13 protein-coding genes are annotated in these 17,402 nt (G+C 46.4%); 4 read left to right on the top strand and 9 right to left on the bottom strand.

Going from position 1 to position 17,402, the window contains the following annotated elements; genetic code table 11:
* Positions 1 to 6: 6 nt before the first annotated feature.
* From NCI00_RS22700 to NCI00_RS22725, 6 genes are all read right to left on the bottom strand, one after another.
* Positions 7 to 465: a Uma2 family endonuclease gene (locus NCI00_RS22700; protein WP_253531579.1), complete on the bottom strand. Its 459-nt coding sequence runs from the start codon at positions 463 to 465 to the stop codon at positions 7 to 9.
* Positions 466 to 478: 13 nt separating this feature from the next.
* Positions 479 to 1,318 (bottom strand): glycoside hydrolase family 16 protein, encoded by an 840-nt coding sequence (locus NCI00_RS22705; protein ID WP_253531581.1) that lies wholly within the window; start codon positions 1,316 to 1,318, stop codon positions 479 to 481.
* 127 nt (positions 1,319 to 1,445) lie between these two features.
* On the bottom strand, positions 1,446 to 4,283 hold the full coding sequence (locus tag NCI00_RS22710; protein ID WP_253531584.1) for a S8 family serine peptidase: 2,838 nt from the start codon (positions 4,281 to 4,283) through the stop codon (positions 1,446 to 1,448).
* Positions 4,284 to 4,393: 110 nt separating this feature from the next.
* Positions 4,394 to 5,455, bottom strand: coding sequence for a mandelate racemase/muconate lactonizing enzyme family protein (locus NCI00_RS22715; RefSeq protein ID WP_253531587.1), 1,062 nt, complete (start codon positions 5,453 to 5,455; stop codon positions 4,394 to 4,396).
* Between the two features lie 56 nt (positions 5,456 to 5,511).
* Entirely contained in the window at positions 5,512 to 6,573 is a 1,062-nt protein-coding gene (locus tag NCI00_RS22720) for an N-acetyltransferase DgcN family protein (RefSeq protein ID WP_253531590.1), read from the bottom strand.
* 55 nt (positions 6,574 to 6,628) lie between these two features.
* Complete coding sequence (locus tag NCI00_RS22725; protein WP_253531593.1) at positions 6,629 to 9,157, bottom strand: serine hydrolase; 2,529 nt, start codon at positions 9,155 to 9,157, stop codon at positions 6,629 to 6,631.
* A gap of 218 nt (positions 9,158 to 9,375) precedes the next feature.
* On the opposite strand from NCI00_RS22725, the gene NCI00_RS22730 reads away from it, so the two are divergent.
* The 4 genes from NCI00_RS22730 to NCI00_RS22745 all read left to right on the top strand — a co-directional run bounded on the left by NCI00_RS22730 (position 9,376) and on the right by NCI00_RS22745 (position 14,830).
* Entirely contained in the window at positions 9,376 to 9,828 is a 453-nt protein-coding gene (locus NCI00_RS22730; RefSeq protein WP_253531596.1) for an Lrp/AsnC family transcriptional regulator, read from the top strand.
* Between the two features lie 170 nt (positions 9,829 to 9,998).
* Entirely contained in the window at positions 9,999 to 13,040 is a 3,042-nt protein-coding gene (locus NCI00_RS22735; RefSeq protein WP_253531600.1) for an amidohydrolase family protein, read from the top strand.
* A 49-nt stretch (positions 13,041 to 13,089) separates the two neighbouring features.
* Complete coding sequence (locus tag NCI00_RS22740) at positions 13,090 to 13,467, top strand: four helix bundle protein (protein ID WP_253531603.1); 378 nt, start codon at positions 13,090 to 13,092, stop codon at positions 13,465 to 13,467.
* Positions 13,445 to 14,830 (top strand): amidohydrolase family protein, encoded by a 1,386-nt coding sequence (locus tag NCI00_RS22745; RefSeq protein ID WP_253531606.1) that lies wholly within the window; start codon positions 13,445 to 13,447, stop codon positions 14,828 to 14,830. Before NCI00_RS22740 ends, NCI00_RS22745 begins: the two co-directional genes overlap by 23 nt.
* Positions 14,831 to 14,893: 63 nt before the next feature.
* Here the strand turns inward: NCI00_RS22745 and NCI00_RS22750 are convergent, their stop codons facing one another.
* From NCI00_RS22750 to NCI00_RS22760, 3 genes are all read right to left on the bottom strand, one after another.
* Positions 14,894 to 15,622 carry a DUF4412 domain-containing protein gene (locus tag NCI00_RS22750; RefSeq protein ID WP_253531610.1) on the bottom strand — a complete coding sequence of 243 codons (729 nt, stop codon included), beginning with the start codon at positions 15,620 to 15,622 and terminating at the stop codon, positions 14,894 to 14,896.
* Between the two features lie 205 nt (positions 15,623 to 15,827).
* A complete protein-coding gene (locus NCI00_RS22755; protein ID WP_253531613.1) occupies positions 15,828 to 16,718 on the bottom strand; it encodes an NmrA family NAD(P)-binding protein in 891 nt (296 codons plus the stop codon).
* Positions 16,719 to 16,797: 79 nt separating this feature from the next.
* Positions 16,798 to 17,385, bottom strand: coding sequence for a TetR/AcrR family transcriptional regulator (locus NCI00_RS22760; protein WP_253531615.1), 588 nt, complete (start codon positions 17,383 to 17,385; stop codon positions 16,798 to 16,800).
* Between the last annotated feature and the right edge of the window lie 17 nt (positions 17,386 to 17,402).

The raw sequence follows: 17,402 nt of genomic DNA on the forward strand, positions 1-17,402 counted from the left end.
TCTCCCTTAAAACAAAAACTTACTTAAATCACAATCAACTACTTGACAATAAGACGAGTTTTCGGCATAATCAAGATTTTCAAGTATATAACGATGCCAAAGATTGAGCTTGTAATCGTACACAAAGCCTTCTTTTACATCATACGTTTGCATCAATTCTTTGAGCTTTTGGGTATCTTTTTTAACACCCTGAGTATGGGTTATTTCTATGATGGCCTCCGTAAGTTCCGTTTCAGAATTCACCAACATGATATCAGGTGTAGGACTGGTCTGGCCTTCGTCAATCATCGTTTCAGGATAGGCAAACAAGGAAGTTTTATCTTGTAAATACAAATTGGTCAAACCTGTTATCAATTTTGCAATGATAGCCTGATGGATACGCGGCGCGTTTACTCCCATATAAATTATGTTGTCATTCATAGCTAGTTCTTTTAAATTTTCTACCAAAAATAAGCTTTTTAGCATTTTATTACAACCCTTACCGCTGATACACCCGCACATAATCAATCTCATACTTTGAAGGAAATTTTGTACCCGAAGGGTCGCCGCCGTTATCGCCGCCGACGGCGAGGTTGAGCAGTAGATAGTGGGGTTGCATAAAAGGATTTTTGCCTGAGCCATCGCGGTTGACGGTTTGGGAAAGCTCCACAAAATTGAGCAGTTCGTTGTCTACGTACAGCCGAATGGCTTTTTCGTCCCAATCCATGCGCCACACGTGAAATTTCTTGCCCCAACGGCGGTCTTCAAAGGTTTCGATGGGTTTCTTGAGGTCTTGCCAAACGCCCTTAAAACGCGTCTCGCTGCCCCAAGCGATGTTGGCCAGCAGCATTCCCCGGTAAAATTCCATAATATCAATTTCGCCATTGCGCGGCCATTCGCCTTCTACGCCCAGCGTCCAGAAGGCGGGCCAGAGTCCAGCGCGGGTGTCGATGCGAGCACGCATTTCGATGCGCCCGTATTTCCAACTGTGCAGCCCCTGCGTTTTAAGGCTCGACGCGGTGTATTCGATTTCTTTTCGGTTCTTTTTCCAGTCCTGACTGTTGGGGTCATAGTTTGGATTTGGGCGGTTTTCGCGGCGCGCTTCGATGATGAGTTTGCCTTTTTTGCAATAGGCATTTTCGGGCTGGTACCACTGCAATTCGTGGTTACGTACAAACCCCTTTTCAAATGTCCAGTTGTTCTTATCAGGCGCACCGTCAACGTTAAATTCATCGGCCCAAACAAGGCCCCAACCAAAATATTCACGTTTTTTTTGGGCTTGCACTGATACCGAAACAATGAACAATAAGCAAAGAAGGCTGCGAAATTGACGCGTCATTTTAGTGTATTTTGCGGGTATACGAACAGGTTTTATGTGCCAAAGCCCTTACCTGCCTCAAAACTACTTTGTTCAGTTTTTATTTTATCCTTATCACCGTCCTACCCTAAAAGCCTTGGTTCAGCCTTCAATTATCACAACCTGTTCCAACTTGCGCCGTAAAAACACTGTTTCCGCTTGCGCTAAAACCTGGGTTTAGAAGAATGGCATTGTTGGCTCGGTATTGAATTTGGGCGGGGGTTTCTATTTCGTTAGAGGCCGTAATGGTCATTCCCGTAAAAGTCTGCACCGAATTGGCGTAGATTTTGTCGGTAATCAACACATTCGTCAGCGGCGATACAAAAGCGACGGTATTGGACGTAATGGGGGCGCAGGTGGCTAGTGAATCTGTACAGGTGGCCGAATAATTCATCGGCGTGGATGGCGTGACAAGAAGCGCTTGACTCTTTTTACCGTTCGACCACGAGATTTTGTTCGTTGGACAGCCGATGGCCAACAGCAGGTACGTTTTTGTCGAACAAAGCGTGACGGGGCTTGTCAACGGCGGCGTATTACCAATCACCACACCTCCTACCATGGTTGAATCAACTATTATATACTGATTATTAGTGTCTTTGGCCACCTGAAGTGGTTGATTTTTTAGAAAATTATTGAACGTACTATCGTTGGCTAAGTTCATTGAAATCGGAAATACGTAGACCTGAGGTATGGGCATCACTGTCACAGTAACGGGCGTTCTGGGGCTTGGACAAAGCCCTTCGCACCTAGATTGTACATAATAGGTCTGCACTCCAACCGTGGTCGTCAAGGCTAAATACTCCCCTCCAGAACCTAAAAGCGACCCTCCCGTGGCGGAATCCCACCAAGTAACGGTCGGTGCCAGCGTTGGGCTGTTGGTGGTAAGGGTGACTGAAAAATTTTTGACACACAAGGGGTCAATATAGCCATTGTCTTCGGCCAAAAGTGTCCATGCACCAGTGGGTTCTTCATTGATAAAAGCAGAAAATGATTGAGTGGGAGCAAATGTCCCCGACACTGGCAGTGAGTTGAGAAGTATTGGGCTTGCGCTATCTTCAAAAACCGTTGTCACAACGCCCGAAGTAGTTGTCCCTGAGGCATAAGTGTTGGCCGCAATCAACGTAATGACCGTTCCCGATGGAGATTTAAGTTTAAAAGAAACTTCTTCGTTGAAGGGCTTACCTCCTCCATCCGCTGCATCGCAGGTGTTTTCGTCGCCTTGGTCTTTTTTCTCCCACGTAATCGACACTTTTACCGAAGTGATTAATCCGCCCAAGCCCGCGGCATTTACGCTTGGATCATCGCCATTTTTACTAAATCCGTCATAACCCACGGTTGGTCCGTTATACGTAAAAGTCGTAGGGCCTGCGTAGTTGCAGTCAGCTGCATTGGCCAACAATCCGTTTCCGATGGTTAAAGGTGTACAATAAGAGACCTCTTTGTTGGTTACCATCGGAGTCGCCGTAGTGAGCGTATTGTTTCTTACCTTAACCGTACCCGAATTGATAACGCATTGCTGTTTTGAAATTATCACTTGGTAGTCATTGGCGGTACTAACCACCAATGAATCAGCGACATTCGTGGTTTCTTCCCCATTCACCCGCCATTGATAACTTAGGCCAGGGCCAGTATTGGCCGACAACGTAACCGATTCACCCTCACAAAGATACGTTGAGCCATTGGCCGTAATCGTTGCCGACAATATCCCCTGTGTGGAGCACGCAATCGCCTTCAACAAGTTGATTCTACCCGCCCCTAAAAGCCCAATTTGGGCAGGATTGGCGGCGTCGATGTTATCAGCGGTGTTGACTAAAATACTTTCAAGCTCCGCAGGAGTCAAAGAAGGGGTACACGACCAAATATAACCTAATACGCTCGCCACCAACGGGGTAGCCATTGACGTACCATTAAAAGAGGCGTATCCATCAGTGGGCACTGTACTTAAAATACCACGCCCCGGCGCCGAAATATCCACCCAAGAACCATACGTAGAAAACGAGCTTCGCTTATCGTCGGCATCAAGGCTGGCTACCGAAATCACATGGTTATACGCCGCTGGAAAACTTTCCACATCGTTGTTGTTGTTTCCCGCCGCCGCCACAATCACAATTCCTTTCGAATGCACATAGTCAATCACTTCCTGCTCGGCCTGCGAATACCCTGCCCCGCCCCATGAGAGGCTGATGATTTGGGCCCCATTGTCGGCTGCCCAAGTGATGCCTTCAAATCCGTTGTAGATTCCCAGCGGGCTTCCTGCATCGGGCGTTGCTTTTACGGGCAAAATCTTGATTCGATTATTAGAGGCCGACGCGATTCCTACCGTGTTATTGCTCACGGCGCTGAGGATTCCCGCCACGTGCGTACCGTGGCTAAAGCTGGTATTGGGAGGATTGGGGTTATTGTCGTTGTCCGACAAGTCACGCCCGGGGAGCATATTGGCCTGTAAGTCAACGTGATTTGTTTGAATGGCATTGTCTACCACCGCCACCACAATGTTTGTATCCCCAGCATTTACATCCCAAGCTTCAAATGCTTTGATTTTGGTTAAAGACCACTGTGAGCCAACAATCGAGTCATTGGGCGTAGCAATGATTGTTCGAAAAGGCACTTTTTCTACGTATTCAACCTCGGGATTTTGCTTGAGCAAATCAATCAGCGCATCTATTTTGTCTGGTTTTTTTACCGTAAGGCGGTATATTTTTTGAAGTTTTTCAGAACCCATCGTAAAGAATGCACGGTTCATTTTTGTCAGGACAAAATCGGTAGAAAAATCTTTTAAAAATGGAAGCTCTCTCTCGAAATTGACCGTAGCCGTCAAAGTTCCGACGGGCTTATTAGTAACTTTTAGGTATATTTCTCCGTCAATAAAATCTTTGTTAATTTTCTGAGCAAATGAAAAATAAGAAAAAAGAAGGCTAAAAAAAAGCATTGGAACACGCCTAGTCATACCGCACTGATTTTTGGATGCTGTTAAAATGTAATATTTGACCAAGACGAAGTTAGGAAAAAACAATCATTTTCTGTTTTCTTTCCTTCAACTTGACCCTTATCGGCTTTTTAACTAAGTCCCAACCCCGCCTTTTTGGTCAATTTCATACATCCATTTTCTAAGATGAACCCGCCACTTACCACATCTTCGGCCAAGTCAAAACTACCATCCAAATCAAGGTAACGGGTGTTGGAACAGGCAAATGCCGCGTGGAGCGCCGCCGTAATGCTCACGATGCTTTCGTCATTGCAACCCCAAAAAAGGTCGATGCGGGCGTGTTGGGCAATGTTAGCAATTTCCAACGCGCTGATGATTCCACCGCATTTCATCAGTTTGATGTTGAAACTACCGAAAGGCTGTGGTTGCTGCGCCAATTGCAACGCATAATGCGCATCTTTGAGGGATTCGTCGGCCGTTAAAATCCGCCTTTCTTCCTCTTTCAAAACCAACAACTCTTGCTCTTTTCCAACCAACAAAGGCTGCTCAATCAACTCTAAATCAACGTATTGTGTAACCTTCAAAAACTTTTGTAAATCAACCAATGCGTAACCCTGATTGGCATCGACTCTGATTTTGAGTTTGTTTTGAAAACGTTCGTTCAATTTCAAAACCCGTTCAATATCTTGCTCTACGTTCTCGCCCGTTTTTACTTTCAGCACTTTGAAGCCAAGTCTGACGTACTCCGTGGCCTCTCTAAGCGTATCCTCCACCGACATGATTCCGACGGTCACGGATGTAGGGAGCTGTGTTATTTTTTGGCCGTAAAACTCCACCACTGGAATACCTAAAAACTGCCCAAAGGCATCATGTAGGGCAATATCAAGGGCGGCCTGCGTGCCGGGCAACTGCGGAAAATGGCGTTTCACTTCGTCAATCAACTGCCGAAAATGCCGAATATCCCGTCCTACAAGGTTTTCAAAAAAGGCAGATTGGTAGTTTTTAAAAGTCTGTTCGCAGGTTTCTCCCACTACCTCTTCTGCGGGGCTTGCCGCTCCCTTACCCACCATGCCGTTTTCTAGCTCTACTTCTAAAAACACATTTTCTACGTCCGAAAACGTATACCCCGCAATGCTGTAAGGCTTGCTCAACGCCAGATTTTTGAGATAAGCTCGAAGCGATTTTATTTTCATGTAAAAACCCAAAGGTTAACGGCCTAAAAACGTCTTAATCAGCCTTGTTTGTGTCATCAACGCGCCACGCTCAAGCGCGTCAATTCTTTCAAAGTTGGCATCAACTTCTCCACGCCTTCTTCCAACGGTATCAGCACAGGAATTTGCAGTTGTTGCTCGTAATATCTCTGGTAATCAAGCGCTTCTTGGACTGAGCAGTCTTCCGTATTCAACGCCAAGGCAATTACTTTTGCCCCAAATTTTTCAATGATTTCCACTTCTGATTCCACACTCGGAATCCTGCCCCAATGGGGCTCATTGTCAAAATATTTTCGTTTGGGTGCATGAACCAAAATAACGTGTTTGGCATTTCCTGAAATCAAAAACTCCAACCCGCACGGCCCGCTAGGATTGCGCAACGACGATTGTCCTTCCACCAAAATCAGGTCGGCATGGGTTTCTTTCCAACACGAAACAATCGCGTGTTCTACCTCGCCCGATACAAAATCGTTGAGGGTTGAGTCAAAAATGAAGCCGTATTTTCCGCCCTGCAACCAGCCCGTTTGCCCCGTATAAATCATCTGGGCGTTTATACCTTGACCTTCGCACATCTGACGAACCATCCGTGCCGTGGTACGTTTTCCGAGCGCACAATCCATGCCGACGACCGCAATAATCGGGGCCGTTACGTCGTAAATCTCTCCCGTCCAGAAGTGTAAATCTTGGCGGGATTTGGGTTTACGAACGTCAATCAACTGCACTTGATGTTGCGCCGCCAGCGCCATAAGTTCAGGTTTTTCGCTCAAGTATTCGTGGAGTCCATTGACGATGGAAATCTGTTGCTGGATAGCTTCTTTTATAATATTCAACATATTTTCGGGCAAAACTCCGCCCACCGTCGCCACTCCAACAATCAGATAATCAACCTGTTTTAGCTGAACAAGTGCACTCAAAAGTGAATCGAAAATGGGGATATTTCTGGCTTTTCCGTCCAGCACATCGCCTGCGTCGCGGCCCGCCGTGGGTGGGTCTATTACTCCGACGATTTCGTAACGCTCGGTGCCTCGAATCAAGCCGTGGGCCGTTTTGGCATCGTTGGTAGTGAGCAGGCCGTTGGTTAAAATAATGGCTTTGTTCATGGTGTGTACCTCTTTTTTATAACCTCAAACAAGGACGTTTAAGCTTTGTTGATTACTATTTTCTTTTGATAAATACCCCAGGGAATTTACCCGTAGATTTCTGCGACTCATAAACGAGTTGGCCGTTGACCCACACTTTTTCAATCCCCGACGAAAGCGCGGTCGAATTTTGAATACTGGCGTTGTCTTTCACGGTCTCGGGGTTCAATAGCACCAAATCGGCATAGTATCCCGATTGTACAATTCCACGGTCAGTAATTCCTAGATGCTCCGCCGTTAGCCCCGTCATTTTATGAATGGCGGTTTCTAAAGGCATGATTTTTTTGTCGCGTACGTACGTTCCCAACACCCGTGTAAAAGCCCCATACCCACGGGGATGCCCACGCCACGCTCCATCGGAACAGATATTTGTGTGTGACCAACTCAGGAAACTCGTTATATCAGGCTCATCCATCGACTTTCCCATAATTGCCTCAATTCCACCCTCATAATCTGGATTCTTCTCCTCAAACTCAGCGGCTTGTGCAATCAAAACCATCAAGGTTTGGGCGGGTTTTTCTTGGCGAATCGCAGCAATTTGAGAAAGGGTTTTGCCCGCGTAATCCTTATTGGGTGCAAACCGAACGACCACCGATTTTTCGGGGTCACATAGTTGCGTTACGGCAAACTCAGCACTTGCACTATTTGTATAATCTCGGTTGGGAAAAAGCACCCGCAACGTGGAGTTCCAAAAATCGTACGGGTAACAATCGGCAGTAATGTTTACGCCTTGAGCACGGGCTTTTTGGAGTTTAGTCAACAACGCCGATGCGTTTCCCCATTGGTCGCGTTTGGCAATTTTGATGTGCGAAATCTGCACTGGCATTTTGGTTTGTTTACCGATTTCAATGATTTCATCAACGGCTTCATCGAGATTAATGTCCTCGCTTCGAATATGGCTCATGTACCGTCCACCCGACTCCGCCGCTACTTTGGCTAGTGTCAATACTTCGTCCCGATTAGAAAAAAAAGCCGACTCATATTCTAGCCCCGTCGCCAATCCCAGCGAGCCTTTTTTCATTTCGTCGCGCAGCAAAATCTTCATCTTTTCTACCTCCTCTGGCTTGGCGGTTCGGTATAAACTCTTGGCTCCCATCACTTTGGCCCGCAATGTAGAATGTCCCGTGTAGGTAGCGACGTTGATGGCCACGGGCCGTTTTTTGAAAAAACTTTGCAGGGTATCCATCGGCGTACTGCCTCCGTCTTGGCCAGTCACAATCGTCGTAACTCCCTGATTAAGTGCCGCAATAGCGTCGGGATGTTGTTCCAAACCACCAAAATGGTGGCTGTGACTGTCAATAAAACCAGGCGCGAGCGTCATTCCTTTTCCATCGGTTACAGCTTCGTTGGGGAAGGGCGTTAAATCACCGATTTCCCATATCCTGTCGTCTCTCAAACGTACAGCCGTTTTCCGGCTGGCCGTGCCTGTGCCATCAATGAGTTTAATGTTCGAAATCAGTTGTGTTTGAGGAAGTTTCGGCACTTTACCCACCAAAATATCTCTTACAATTCTAGTGGCTGTCACGTCAGTAGAATTGGTCAGAACAATAATCGTTTGTTTCTTTTCTACATTTCGGACAATCACGTTCAAAAAACCTACCCAACCTCCCGTATGTGACAATACTTTGCCTTCTTCTTCTATTTTCCAGCCAAACCCGTAGGGGTAAGTCGTGCCGTTGTTGAGTTTAACGGGCGTGATGGCCTCCTGCCACGTAGCGGTGCTGACCAATTTTTGGGTATACAACGCCTGCTCCCACTTCAATAAGTCTTCAACCGACGAATACACATTACCATCACCAACGACTCCGTCCAAACGAATTAAATCATTGGGTACATTCCGTCCGTTTTTTCGCTGATAACCCATTACCCGATTGATGGGTGATTGTTTCATACGCAGGCAATAAATATAGGTATCATTCATATCCAACGGCCTCGTAATCTGTTGTTTAAAAAAATCTTCAATGGGCATCCCCGCCGCTTTTTCAATCACCGAAACCAGAATCACATAGCCCGTATTGTTGTACTCCCATTTTTCTCCTACCCCAAATTCTACGTAGGGTTGATGGGTTTTCAACAGCTGAAGCAGTTTTTCGTTGGTCAGTGTATCCAGTGTATTGTTGTGTTTCTGGGCCAGCTCAAAATATTCGGGCAGGCCGCTCGTATGGGTGAGCAGGTGCCGAATGCTTATTTTTTCGTAGGGAAAATCGGGCAAATGTTTCTGCACTTTATCGTCAAACTGTAGTTTCCCTTGCTCTTTCAACATCATGACCATCATCGCCATAAATTGCTTCGAAATCGAGGCCAAATTGAAGGATGATGTCGTTTTGAGCGGCGCCTGCGTGGCCAGATTGGCAATGCCCAACGCTTTTTTGTACACTATTTTTCCATTTTCTGCCACCAAAACCGCCCCATTGAAAGATGCCCGTTGGTGCAAAATCGTCAATGTCGAATCCAAAGTTTTCAATTTTGAAGAGCTGTATTGAGCGTAAGAAAGCTGAATGCTCAACAGCACACAGAGTACCGAAAAGAATCGTTTGGCTGTCATAAAGTTGGGATTAAAAATTTCGATATAAGATTCAGGAAGGAGTTGGCAAAGCGTAAATCAGCCTGCCATTTTGATTCTTAAATGTTGATGAAGTGTGGACGAAAATAGTTTTTTATTCTTTAATTAAGGAATTTATTAGTTATAAAAAATAGTGTTTTACAAAAAATAAGCATATTTTGCTTTAAATAAAGTCAAATACCCCATCCCAAAAGCAAATTATGCTTGACGAAACTGACCTCCGTATTTTGTCGTTGTTGCAGCAAAACGCCAAGTTGACCATCAAAGAATTGGCCGAAGCCCTTCACCTGACCACCTCCCCCGTTTTTGAACGTATCAAACGCTTGGAAAAAGAAGGCTACATCAATAATTATGTGGCACTGGTCAACCCCGAGAAAGTAGGCCGCGGACAAGTAGTGTTTTGCAACGTTTCGATGCCCGTTTATACCACCGAAAACATCGAAACATTTGAGAAAATTGTCCGTCAGATGCCGCAGGTAATGGAATGTTATCATCTGGCGGGAATGGTTGATTATCAACTGAAAGTCCTCGTTAGAGACATCAAAGAATACGACAGTTTCCTGAAAACATTTGCCGAAATACCGATGGTAAAAGTCCACAGCAGTGTGGTGGTATTGCACGATGTGAAGTACTCTACCGAAATACCGTTGTAGGAAAAACAAAGGCTTTTGTTTTACAATGAAAGCGCCGAGCTAGTACGTTATCCAAAGCATTGCATCATCTTTTTAGTAAATAACTGCACTTTTTTACGCCCCCCTTTTTTTCAACATTTTTCCAAAGTAGCTTTGGAAACCATAACCTAATCTAAAATCTGTATCACTTCATGAAAAAACTGATTACCCTTCTCATCACGCTATCGGTATGTTCGTGCATCTGGGCCCAAACACCCACTTTCCCCCGCAACGGCGTTTATGACGAGCGCCCCGAATTGTACGCTTTCACCAACGCCACCATTTACATTGACGCGCGCAACGTACTCGAAAATGGCACTTTACTCATCAAAAATGGCGTAATCGTTGGCGTGGGCAAAGACCTACAAATTCCTAACGGAACCGTCGTAACCGACCTCAAAGGCAAGCGCATCTATCCCGCTCTGATTGACATGGAATCGGACTACGGAATGCCCGAAGTCAAACGCACCCAAGGTGGCGGACGCGGCACTCCGCAGCAGATTGAATCCAACAAAAAAGGCGCTTACGGCTGGAATCAGGCCCTTAATCCCGAAACGGAAGCAGGGAAATTATTTACCGTCAACAATGCCAAAGCCGATGAAATGCGCAAATTGGGCTTTGCCACAGTGCTTACTCACCACCACGACGGCATCGTACGCGGTAGCGGTGCGCTCGTAACCTTGGCTACCGATAGCGAAAACAGCGTCATTGTTCGCAGTCCCGTTTCGGCCCATTTATCGTTCAGCAAAGGCTCTTCTGGCCAACAATACCCCAACTCACCCATGGGCGCGATGGCGTTGTTGCGCCAAACTTACTACGATGCCGAATGGTATAAAAACGCAGGCAAAAATGTTGAATACAACATCTCACTCGACGCTTTTAATGCCCTGAGCGGATTGCCGACCGTATTTGAAGCAACCGACAAATGGAGCTTGCTCCGGGCCGATAAACTGGGTGACGAATTCAAAACGCAATATATTTTTCGCGGCAATGGCGATGAATACCAGCGCATTGACGAAATAAAAGCAGCCGGCGGTTCACTTATTGTTCCGCTCAACTTTCCAGCGGCCTTCGATGTAGAAGATGTTTGGGATGCCGACAACGTGAGCCTTGCCGAAATGAAACACTGGGAAATGGCTCCCGCCAACGCGGCGGCCTTGGAGAAAGCAGGCGTTAGTTTTGTACTGACGTCGGCATTGCTCAAAACAAAAACGGAATTTTGGACCAACCTGCGCAAAGCCATTGAATACGGTTTGTCGGAAACCAAAGCACTGGAAGCGCTCACGACGGCTCCTGCCCAGCTCCTCAAATGCGACGATAAAGTAGGAAGTCTCAAAACGGGCGCTTGGGCCAATTTTATCATTACTTCGGGCAATTTGTTCAACGCCGATAACGTCATCTACGAAAACTGGATTAGGGGCAAAAAATACATCATCAATAACCTCAATCAAGCCGATATTCGAGGAACGTACAACTTAAGCATGGAGGCCGAAAAAGGGAAATTAACCATATCTGGAAAACCCGAGAAACCTGAATATCAAATTGTACTGAGCGACACCGTAAAAATTACGCCGAAAGTCACTTACCTCAACGACCTGATTTCGCTCAATTTTCAAACCGACCGAAAAGCCCCCAACGCCACCACCCGCCTGACGGGCTACCGGGAAGGAACGGGATTTAAAGGAAGCGGCGAAACCGCCAAAGGTACGCCTACCAAGTGGGAGGCTACCTTGCAGGAGCCCATAAAATTGACCGAAGCACGCCGCGACTCGACCCGCAAACCTGCTCCTAATGTAGGAAAACCGTTGTTTCCATTTGTTGGGTTTGGAAATGCTGAAAAACCAAAATCAGAAACGTTGTTGATTAAAAATGCCACCGTTTGGACCAGCGACGACGCAGGGATATTGCCCAACAGTGATGTATTGGTGGAAAACGGCAAAATTGCCCGCATTGGCAAAAACCTCTCTGCCGCCAACGCCCGCGTGATTGACGGCACAGGCAAACACCTAACGCCTGGTATCATCGACGAGCACTCACACATCGCGCTTTTCTCCATCAATGAGGGTGGTCAATCCAGCTCTGCTGAAGTACGCATGAGCGATGTTATCAACCCCGACGATATTAATATTTATCGTCAATTGGCGGGCGGCGTCACCATGTCGCAGCTGTTGCACGGCTCCGCAAATTCCATCGGTGGACAATCGGCCGTGGTGAAGTTGAAATGGGGCGGCAATGTTTCGGACATGCTCCTGCCCGAAGCGCAGTTTATCAAATTTGCCCTGGGCGAAAACGTAAAACAGGCCAACAGCGGCAATCCAACGAGCCGTTATCCGCAAACGCGCATGGGCGTTGAGCAGGTATTTATGGATCATTTCACCCGCGCCCGCGAGTATGAGCGCGCCTGGGATTCGTACAATTCGATGAAGACCAAAATCGGAATGCCCGTGCCTCGCCGTGATATTGAACTGGACGCGTTGGTTGAAATTCTCAACGCTAAGCGCTTCATTACTTGTCACTCGTATGTACAATCTGAAATCAATATGCTTCTGAAAGTGGCGGATTCTTTAGGCTTCAAAATCAACACGTTTACGCACATTTTGGAAGGTTATAAAGTAGCCGATAAAATGAAAAAACACGGGGCCGCAGGTTCATCCTTCGCCGATTGGTGGGCGTATAAAATGGAAGTAAAAGACGCGATTCCGTACAATGCCGCCATTTTGACCAAAGTGGGCGTATTGACCAGCATCAACTCCGACGACGCCGAAATGGCCCGCCGCCTCAATCAGGAAGCCGCCAAAGCGGTAGAGTACGGTGGCATTGCCGAGACCGAAGCCCTTAAAATGGTGACCATCAATCCCGCTAAAATCATGCACCTAGATAAGCGTACGGGCAGCATCAAGACGGGCAAAGATGCCGATTTGGTTTTGTGGAACAACCACCCGCTTTCTATTTACGCCCGTCCTGACTATACCATTGTGGAAGGGGCGATTTACTACTCCACCGAAGGCGACGACAAACGACGCGACGAAGTAGAAAAGGAACGCGCTCGTTTGGTGCAGAAAATGATTTCGGCCAAAACGGGCGGCGCTACCGCCATCCGTCCGCCTTTCCGCCGTCAGCGTATGTGGCATTGCGAAGATGTAGAGGGCGTAATGGCAGAAGGCGAAGAGCAAAGCGAGGAGGAAAAGAAATAGGAAAAGAGAAACAGGAAGTAAGAAGTAGGAGTCAAGACTTTTATACATCATGGATAATAAAACACCCATCCAAACATTCCGAGATTTACAAGTTTATACTTTGGCTCATCAATTAGCCATGAAAATTTTTTGGCTCAGTACAAAATTTCCTTCTGAAGAAAAATACTCCTTAACCGATCAAATACGACGTTCCTCTTGCTCCGTTGCAGCAAATATTGCAGAAGGTTGGGGAAAGCGAAGATTTGAAAATACATTCAAAAGACATTTAATCGACTCCATCGGCTCTCTTGAAGAGACTAAATGTTGGTTATTATTCGCCTTAGATTGTCTGTATATTAGTCAAGAATCATACAAAGAACTAACTACCGATACTGAATATCTCGGTGCTAAACTTTCGAAATTACATGAGAACTGGAAGACCTTCTAACTATCCTATAAAAGTCCATAAGTTATATTTTGCTCAGGCATCTTATTTCTTACGGCCTATTTCTTATTTCTTACTTCTTATTTCGGGTCTTTTATTTCAGCCCGTATCGGCACAAAACCCCGCCCCTGCCAAGCCCCAAACCAAGCCAATTGCGTTGGTGGGGGGCACCGTTCATGTAGGCAACGGAACCGTGATTGACAAAGGAACGGTGGTCTTTGACAAAGGAATCCTTACTGCCGTAGGCGATGCAAGTACGACTTTTGACCGCAACGCCACCGAAATCATTGACGTAACTGGCAAACACCTTTATCCGGGCCTCATTGCCATGGGCGCCACGACGGGCTTGGTCGAAATCAGTTCGGTTCGGGCCACTACCGACAACCAGGAAATCGGGGCGCTCAATCCCAACGTTCGGGCATTGGTTGCGTATAATACTGATTCTGAAGTCATTCCTACTTTGCGTAACAATGGATTATTGCTTACTCAAGCGACTCCCCAAGGTGGTACGATTTCGGGCTCATCGTCGGTGATGGAACTCGACGGATGGAACTGGGAAGATGCTGTTCTGAAAAAAGACGATGGCTTGTGGCTGACGTGGCCGCCATTTTTTGCCCGTGAGTTCAACTTCGAGGATTTTTCGGTAAGCCTCCAGCGAAACAGCCGCCGTCAGGAGGTAATCAATAATCTTGCGCAATTGTTTTCGGATGCCCGCGCGTACAGCCAAATCAAAAATCCAAGCATTACCAATCTCAAATTGGAAGCGTTGCGGGGGCTATTTAGTGGCAATCAAAACTTGTACATCCGCGCCGACAACAGCAAAGACATTATCGAATCTGTCAAATTTGCCAAATCGCACGGGGTTCAGAAACCAGTCATTGTAGGAGCAGAAGATGCTTTGCGGGTGGTAGATTTTCTGAAAGAAAACAATATTCCCGTGGTCTTGGGGGAAACCCACCGCCTCCCCAACCGTCAGGATGAGCCAGTGTATCAGCCCTATCAACTGCCTTCGTTGCTGCAAAAAGCGGGCGTAACGGTTGCGTTAAGTTATGGCGAAGCCTATTGGCGTACGCGCAACTTACCATTTGTGGCGGGAACCGCCGCAGGATTTGGCAACCTCGACCGCGAAGAAGCGTTAAAAATGATTACGTCTACCCCCGCCAAAATTCTGGGCGTTGACAAACAGGTAGGGACGTTGGAAAAAGGGAAGTTGGCCACGCTCGTGGTCTGCAAAGGCGACATTTTGGATATGCGCTCCAACGGCATTGAACACGCTTTCATCAGGGGCCGAAAGACCGACCTCGACGACCGCCACAAACGCCAGTACAAAAAATACAACGACAAATACGATATCGGAAACAAATAAAGGCTTATACAATACTTGCCAAGACTCCGCGTCTCCATTTCGAGTCTTGGCAAGTATTAATCATTATTGCTTGTTGCCGTGTTGTTTTATCATTTCTTCCATGATTTTTTTACGCTCGGCAGGCGTCATATTCTGGATTTTGTTTGGATCAATGGACGTACCTTTTTTATAGTCAGCTGGAATATTGAACAGGGCGGCCGACACGGGCTTAGTATCGTATTTCACCAACTCCATCGTCATCCCCCCTTCTTTATTTTTCATTTGCGTTTTGACCACAAAACCTTCAGCACCCGCTTTTTTCAGTTCGCTGTACATTTGGTCATTGCCGCCGCTCATGTTTGATTTCCAATAACCCATCATGCTTTCATAGCCGGCGATGTCTTTGGTGGTCCACATATCCATGGGGCGGTTGCTCATGGTCACCACGATGTGTGTGCAATTGAGGTTTTGAAGCTTTTCTTTTCCTACCACTTTTACCGTCACTTTAGCGGCGTTGGGGTCTTTGGGGGCCGAATTGGTATTTACTTCGGTGTAGGTTTTAGCCCCCTCATTCAGCATAATCATGGTATTGGGCTTATTGGGCAACATCAGCATCACTTGCTTGTGCGACATTCCGGGCATATTGAGACTGGTTTCCATCCGTACTTTTCCACTCGCAAATTGCATTTTGCTGGTCGATACATTACTTTGCCCTTGCCCCGACATGGTCATTTTGTATTCAATCGTTCCTTGTTGTGCTTGTACTGAAATGGCTCCCGCCAACGCAAAAGTAAGCGTTAAGAATTGTTTCATAGTATTGATTTTTATAGGAAAGATATACAACGTCGGTTGTCATGATTTTGTATGGTAGAGTTATTTAAAATCAAAAAAGGGCCATTAGCCCTCAAACGCCTACCAAGGCAAATCTTCCCATCAATTCTAAAATTATCAATAAAAACCCTAGTCATAAATGAGGCTACTGGCGGTTGTTGAGGATTCAACAACCGCCAGTAAAATATTAGCTTGCTGCATTAAATGCCACGGCAAATTCTTTTTTAGCAAAATCTTCAAACGTTGTCGGTGTGGTATTGGACGCATCACGCTCGTAACCATTGAGATACTCTCCCGAGTTTAAACCCGCAAAAAGTTCGTTGTAACCGTCAGCGATGGTTTCGGGAAGGCCCGCGCCAATCATCCCCGCCCGGGCATCTTCAGGCGAAAACTGTACATAGTGAAAAGGCTTTCCAACGGCATCGCTCAAAATAGCGGTTGCTTCCGTCATGGTATAATCGGCCGCTCCCGCCACAAAAACATGGGAATGACCTTCAAAATCAAGCGTTAAAAAATGCTTAACGGCCACTTCTGCAATGTCGTGCGTATGCACCAACGGAACCTTTAAGTCCTCGTTGAGCGTATATCCCTGAATCCCAGCAGCCTTGATTAAGCCGATGTTGCCGAAGAAATTCTCCATAAAATAGCCTGCGCGCAAATTGAGCACGTTCAACCCTTCTACGGTTTTAAGTGCCTGTTCTAAATCGTACAATCCACTTACGGGTCCGGCACCCGTTGGCATGTGTGCCCCCATTGAACTCAAGACCACGGCGTATTTTACGCCGGACCCCTGCAATGCGTCCACAAAATTTTGAATGATTTCACGCTGATACGCCCGCCAATCGGTAATGTTCCACTTGGGCGGAACCATCAAATAAACGGCTTCGGCACCTTTGAATGTTTCTTTCAGAAATACGGCATCTTCCAAATCACCGACGGCCAATTGGGCTCCTTTTTCGGCCAATGCGGCCCCCTTTGTTGCGTTGCGAACAACGGCTTTTACTTTTTTTCCTGCTGCAAGCAGCTCTTCGGCAATGATGTGCCCGGTGTGTCCGGTGGCTCCTGTAATAACGTACATGTTTCTTTGGTTTTAATAAATTTAAATTTGTATTTCAGTATACATACATACTAGTTGGTATGTATTTGCGCAAAAAAAATCAGACTTTAAGTCCTTCGGAAAATTGTTTTAATTGGGCAATAACCATCTCAAAAGCGGCCCGGCTTTGCATGGCTTTGGCCACGCTAAAACCTCCTTCAATGGCCGATAAATAGAAAAAAGCGGTCTGAGTTGGGTTAAAATCAAGCTTAAATTCTCCTGCCAATTGGGCATTTTTTAGGCCTGTCTCAACCTGTAACTGCATTTGGTGGGTAATTCGGTGCAATCTTTTGCGAAACCCTTCATCCAAAGGCGGCATTTCCTGCGTAAGATTGGTCAGTGGGCAACCAAGCTTGATTTCTTCATCAGTTTTGGCAAAATCTCGGTATGATTCTAATACGCCTAATAAAACAACCCCAAAATTTTTCTCGGCGCGTTCAAACGATTCCCAGATTTTTAGGTAGTGAGGCGCCAGCAACTCGTCTAAAATAGCGTACCCTAAATCAAACTTATTGGGGAAGTAATGATACAACGCCCCCTTCGTAATACCCATTTCAGCCACCACCTTATCGGCACGAACTCCCTGAAAGCCATTGCGGTGAATGGCTTCGTAGTTTTTGTGCAATATTTCGGTGCGTGTATCTGTCATGGTGCCACAAAGGTATA

Source organism: Runella salmonicolor, assembly GCF_024158025.1.
In the GTDB taxonomy this organism is placed as follows: Bacteria; Bacteroidota; Bacteroidia; order Cytophagales; family Spirosomataceae; genus Runella; species Runella salmonicolor.

Bases quoted from the DNA above. Each gene is read 5' to 3' on its own strand.
- NCI00_RS22735 (WP_253531600.1), top strand. From the start codon at position 9,999: ATGAAAAAACTGATTACCCTTCTCATCACGCTATCGGTATGTTCGTGC.
- NCI00_RS22745 (WP_253531606.1), top strand. From the start codon at position 13,445: ATGAGAACTGGAAGACCTTCTAACTATCCTATAAAAGTCCATAAGTTA.
- NCI00_RS22755 (WP_253531613.1), bottom strand. From the start codon at position 16,718: ATGTACGTTATTACAGGAGCCACCGGACACACCGGGCACATCATTGCC.
- NCI00_RS22710 (WP_253531584.1), bottom strand. From the start codon at position 4,283: ATGACTAGGCGTGTTCCAATGCTTTTTTTTAGCCTTCTTTTTTCTTAT.
- NCI00_RS22715 (WP_253531587.1), bottom strand. From the start codon at position 5,455: ATGAAAATAAAATCGCTTCGAGCTTATCTCAAAAATCTGGCGTTGAGC.
- NCI00_RS22750 (WP_253531610.1), bottom strand. From the start codon at position 15,622: ATGAAACAATTCTTAACGCTTACTTTTGCGTTGGCGGGAGCCATTTCA.
- NCI00_RS22760 (WP_253531615.1), bottom strand. From the start codon at position 17,385: ATGACAGATACACGCACCGAAATATTGCACAAAAACTACGAAGCCATT.
- NCI00_RS22700 (WP_253531579.1), bottom strand. From the start codon at position 465: ATGCTAAAAAGCTTATTTTTGGTAGAAAATTTAAAAGAACTAGCTATG.
- NCI00_RS22720 (WP_253531590.1), bottom strand. From the start codon at position 6,573: ATGAACAAAGCCATTATTTTAACCAACGGCCTGCTCACTACCAACGAT.
- NCI00_RS22725 (WP_253531593.1), bottom strand. From the start codon at position 9,157: ATGACAGCCAAACGATTCTTTTCGGTACTCTGTGTGCTGTTGAGCATT.
- NCI00_RS22740 (WP_253531603.1), top strand. From the start codon at position 13,090: ATGGATAATAAAACACCCATCCAAACATTCCGAGATTTACAAGTTTAT.
- NCI00_RS22705 (WP_253531581.1), bottom strand. From the start codon at position 1,318: ATGACGCGTCAATTTCGCAGCCTTCTTTGCTTATTGTTCATTGTTTCG.
- NCI00_RS22730 (WP_253531596.1), top strand. From the start codon at position 9,376: ATGCTTGACGAAACTGACCTCCGTATTTTGTCGTTGTTGCAGCAAAAC.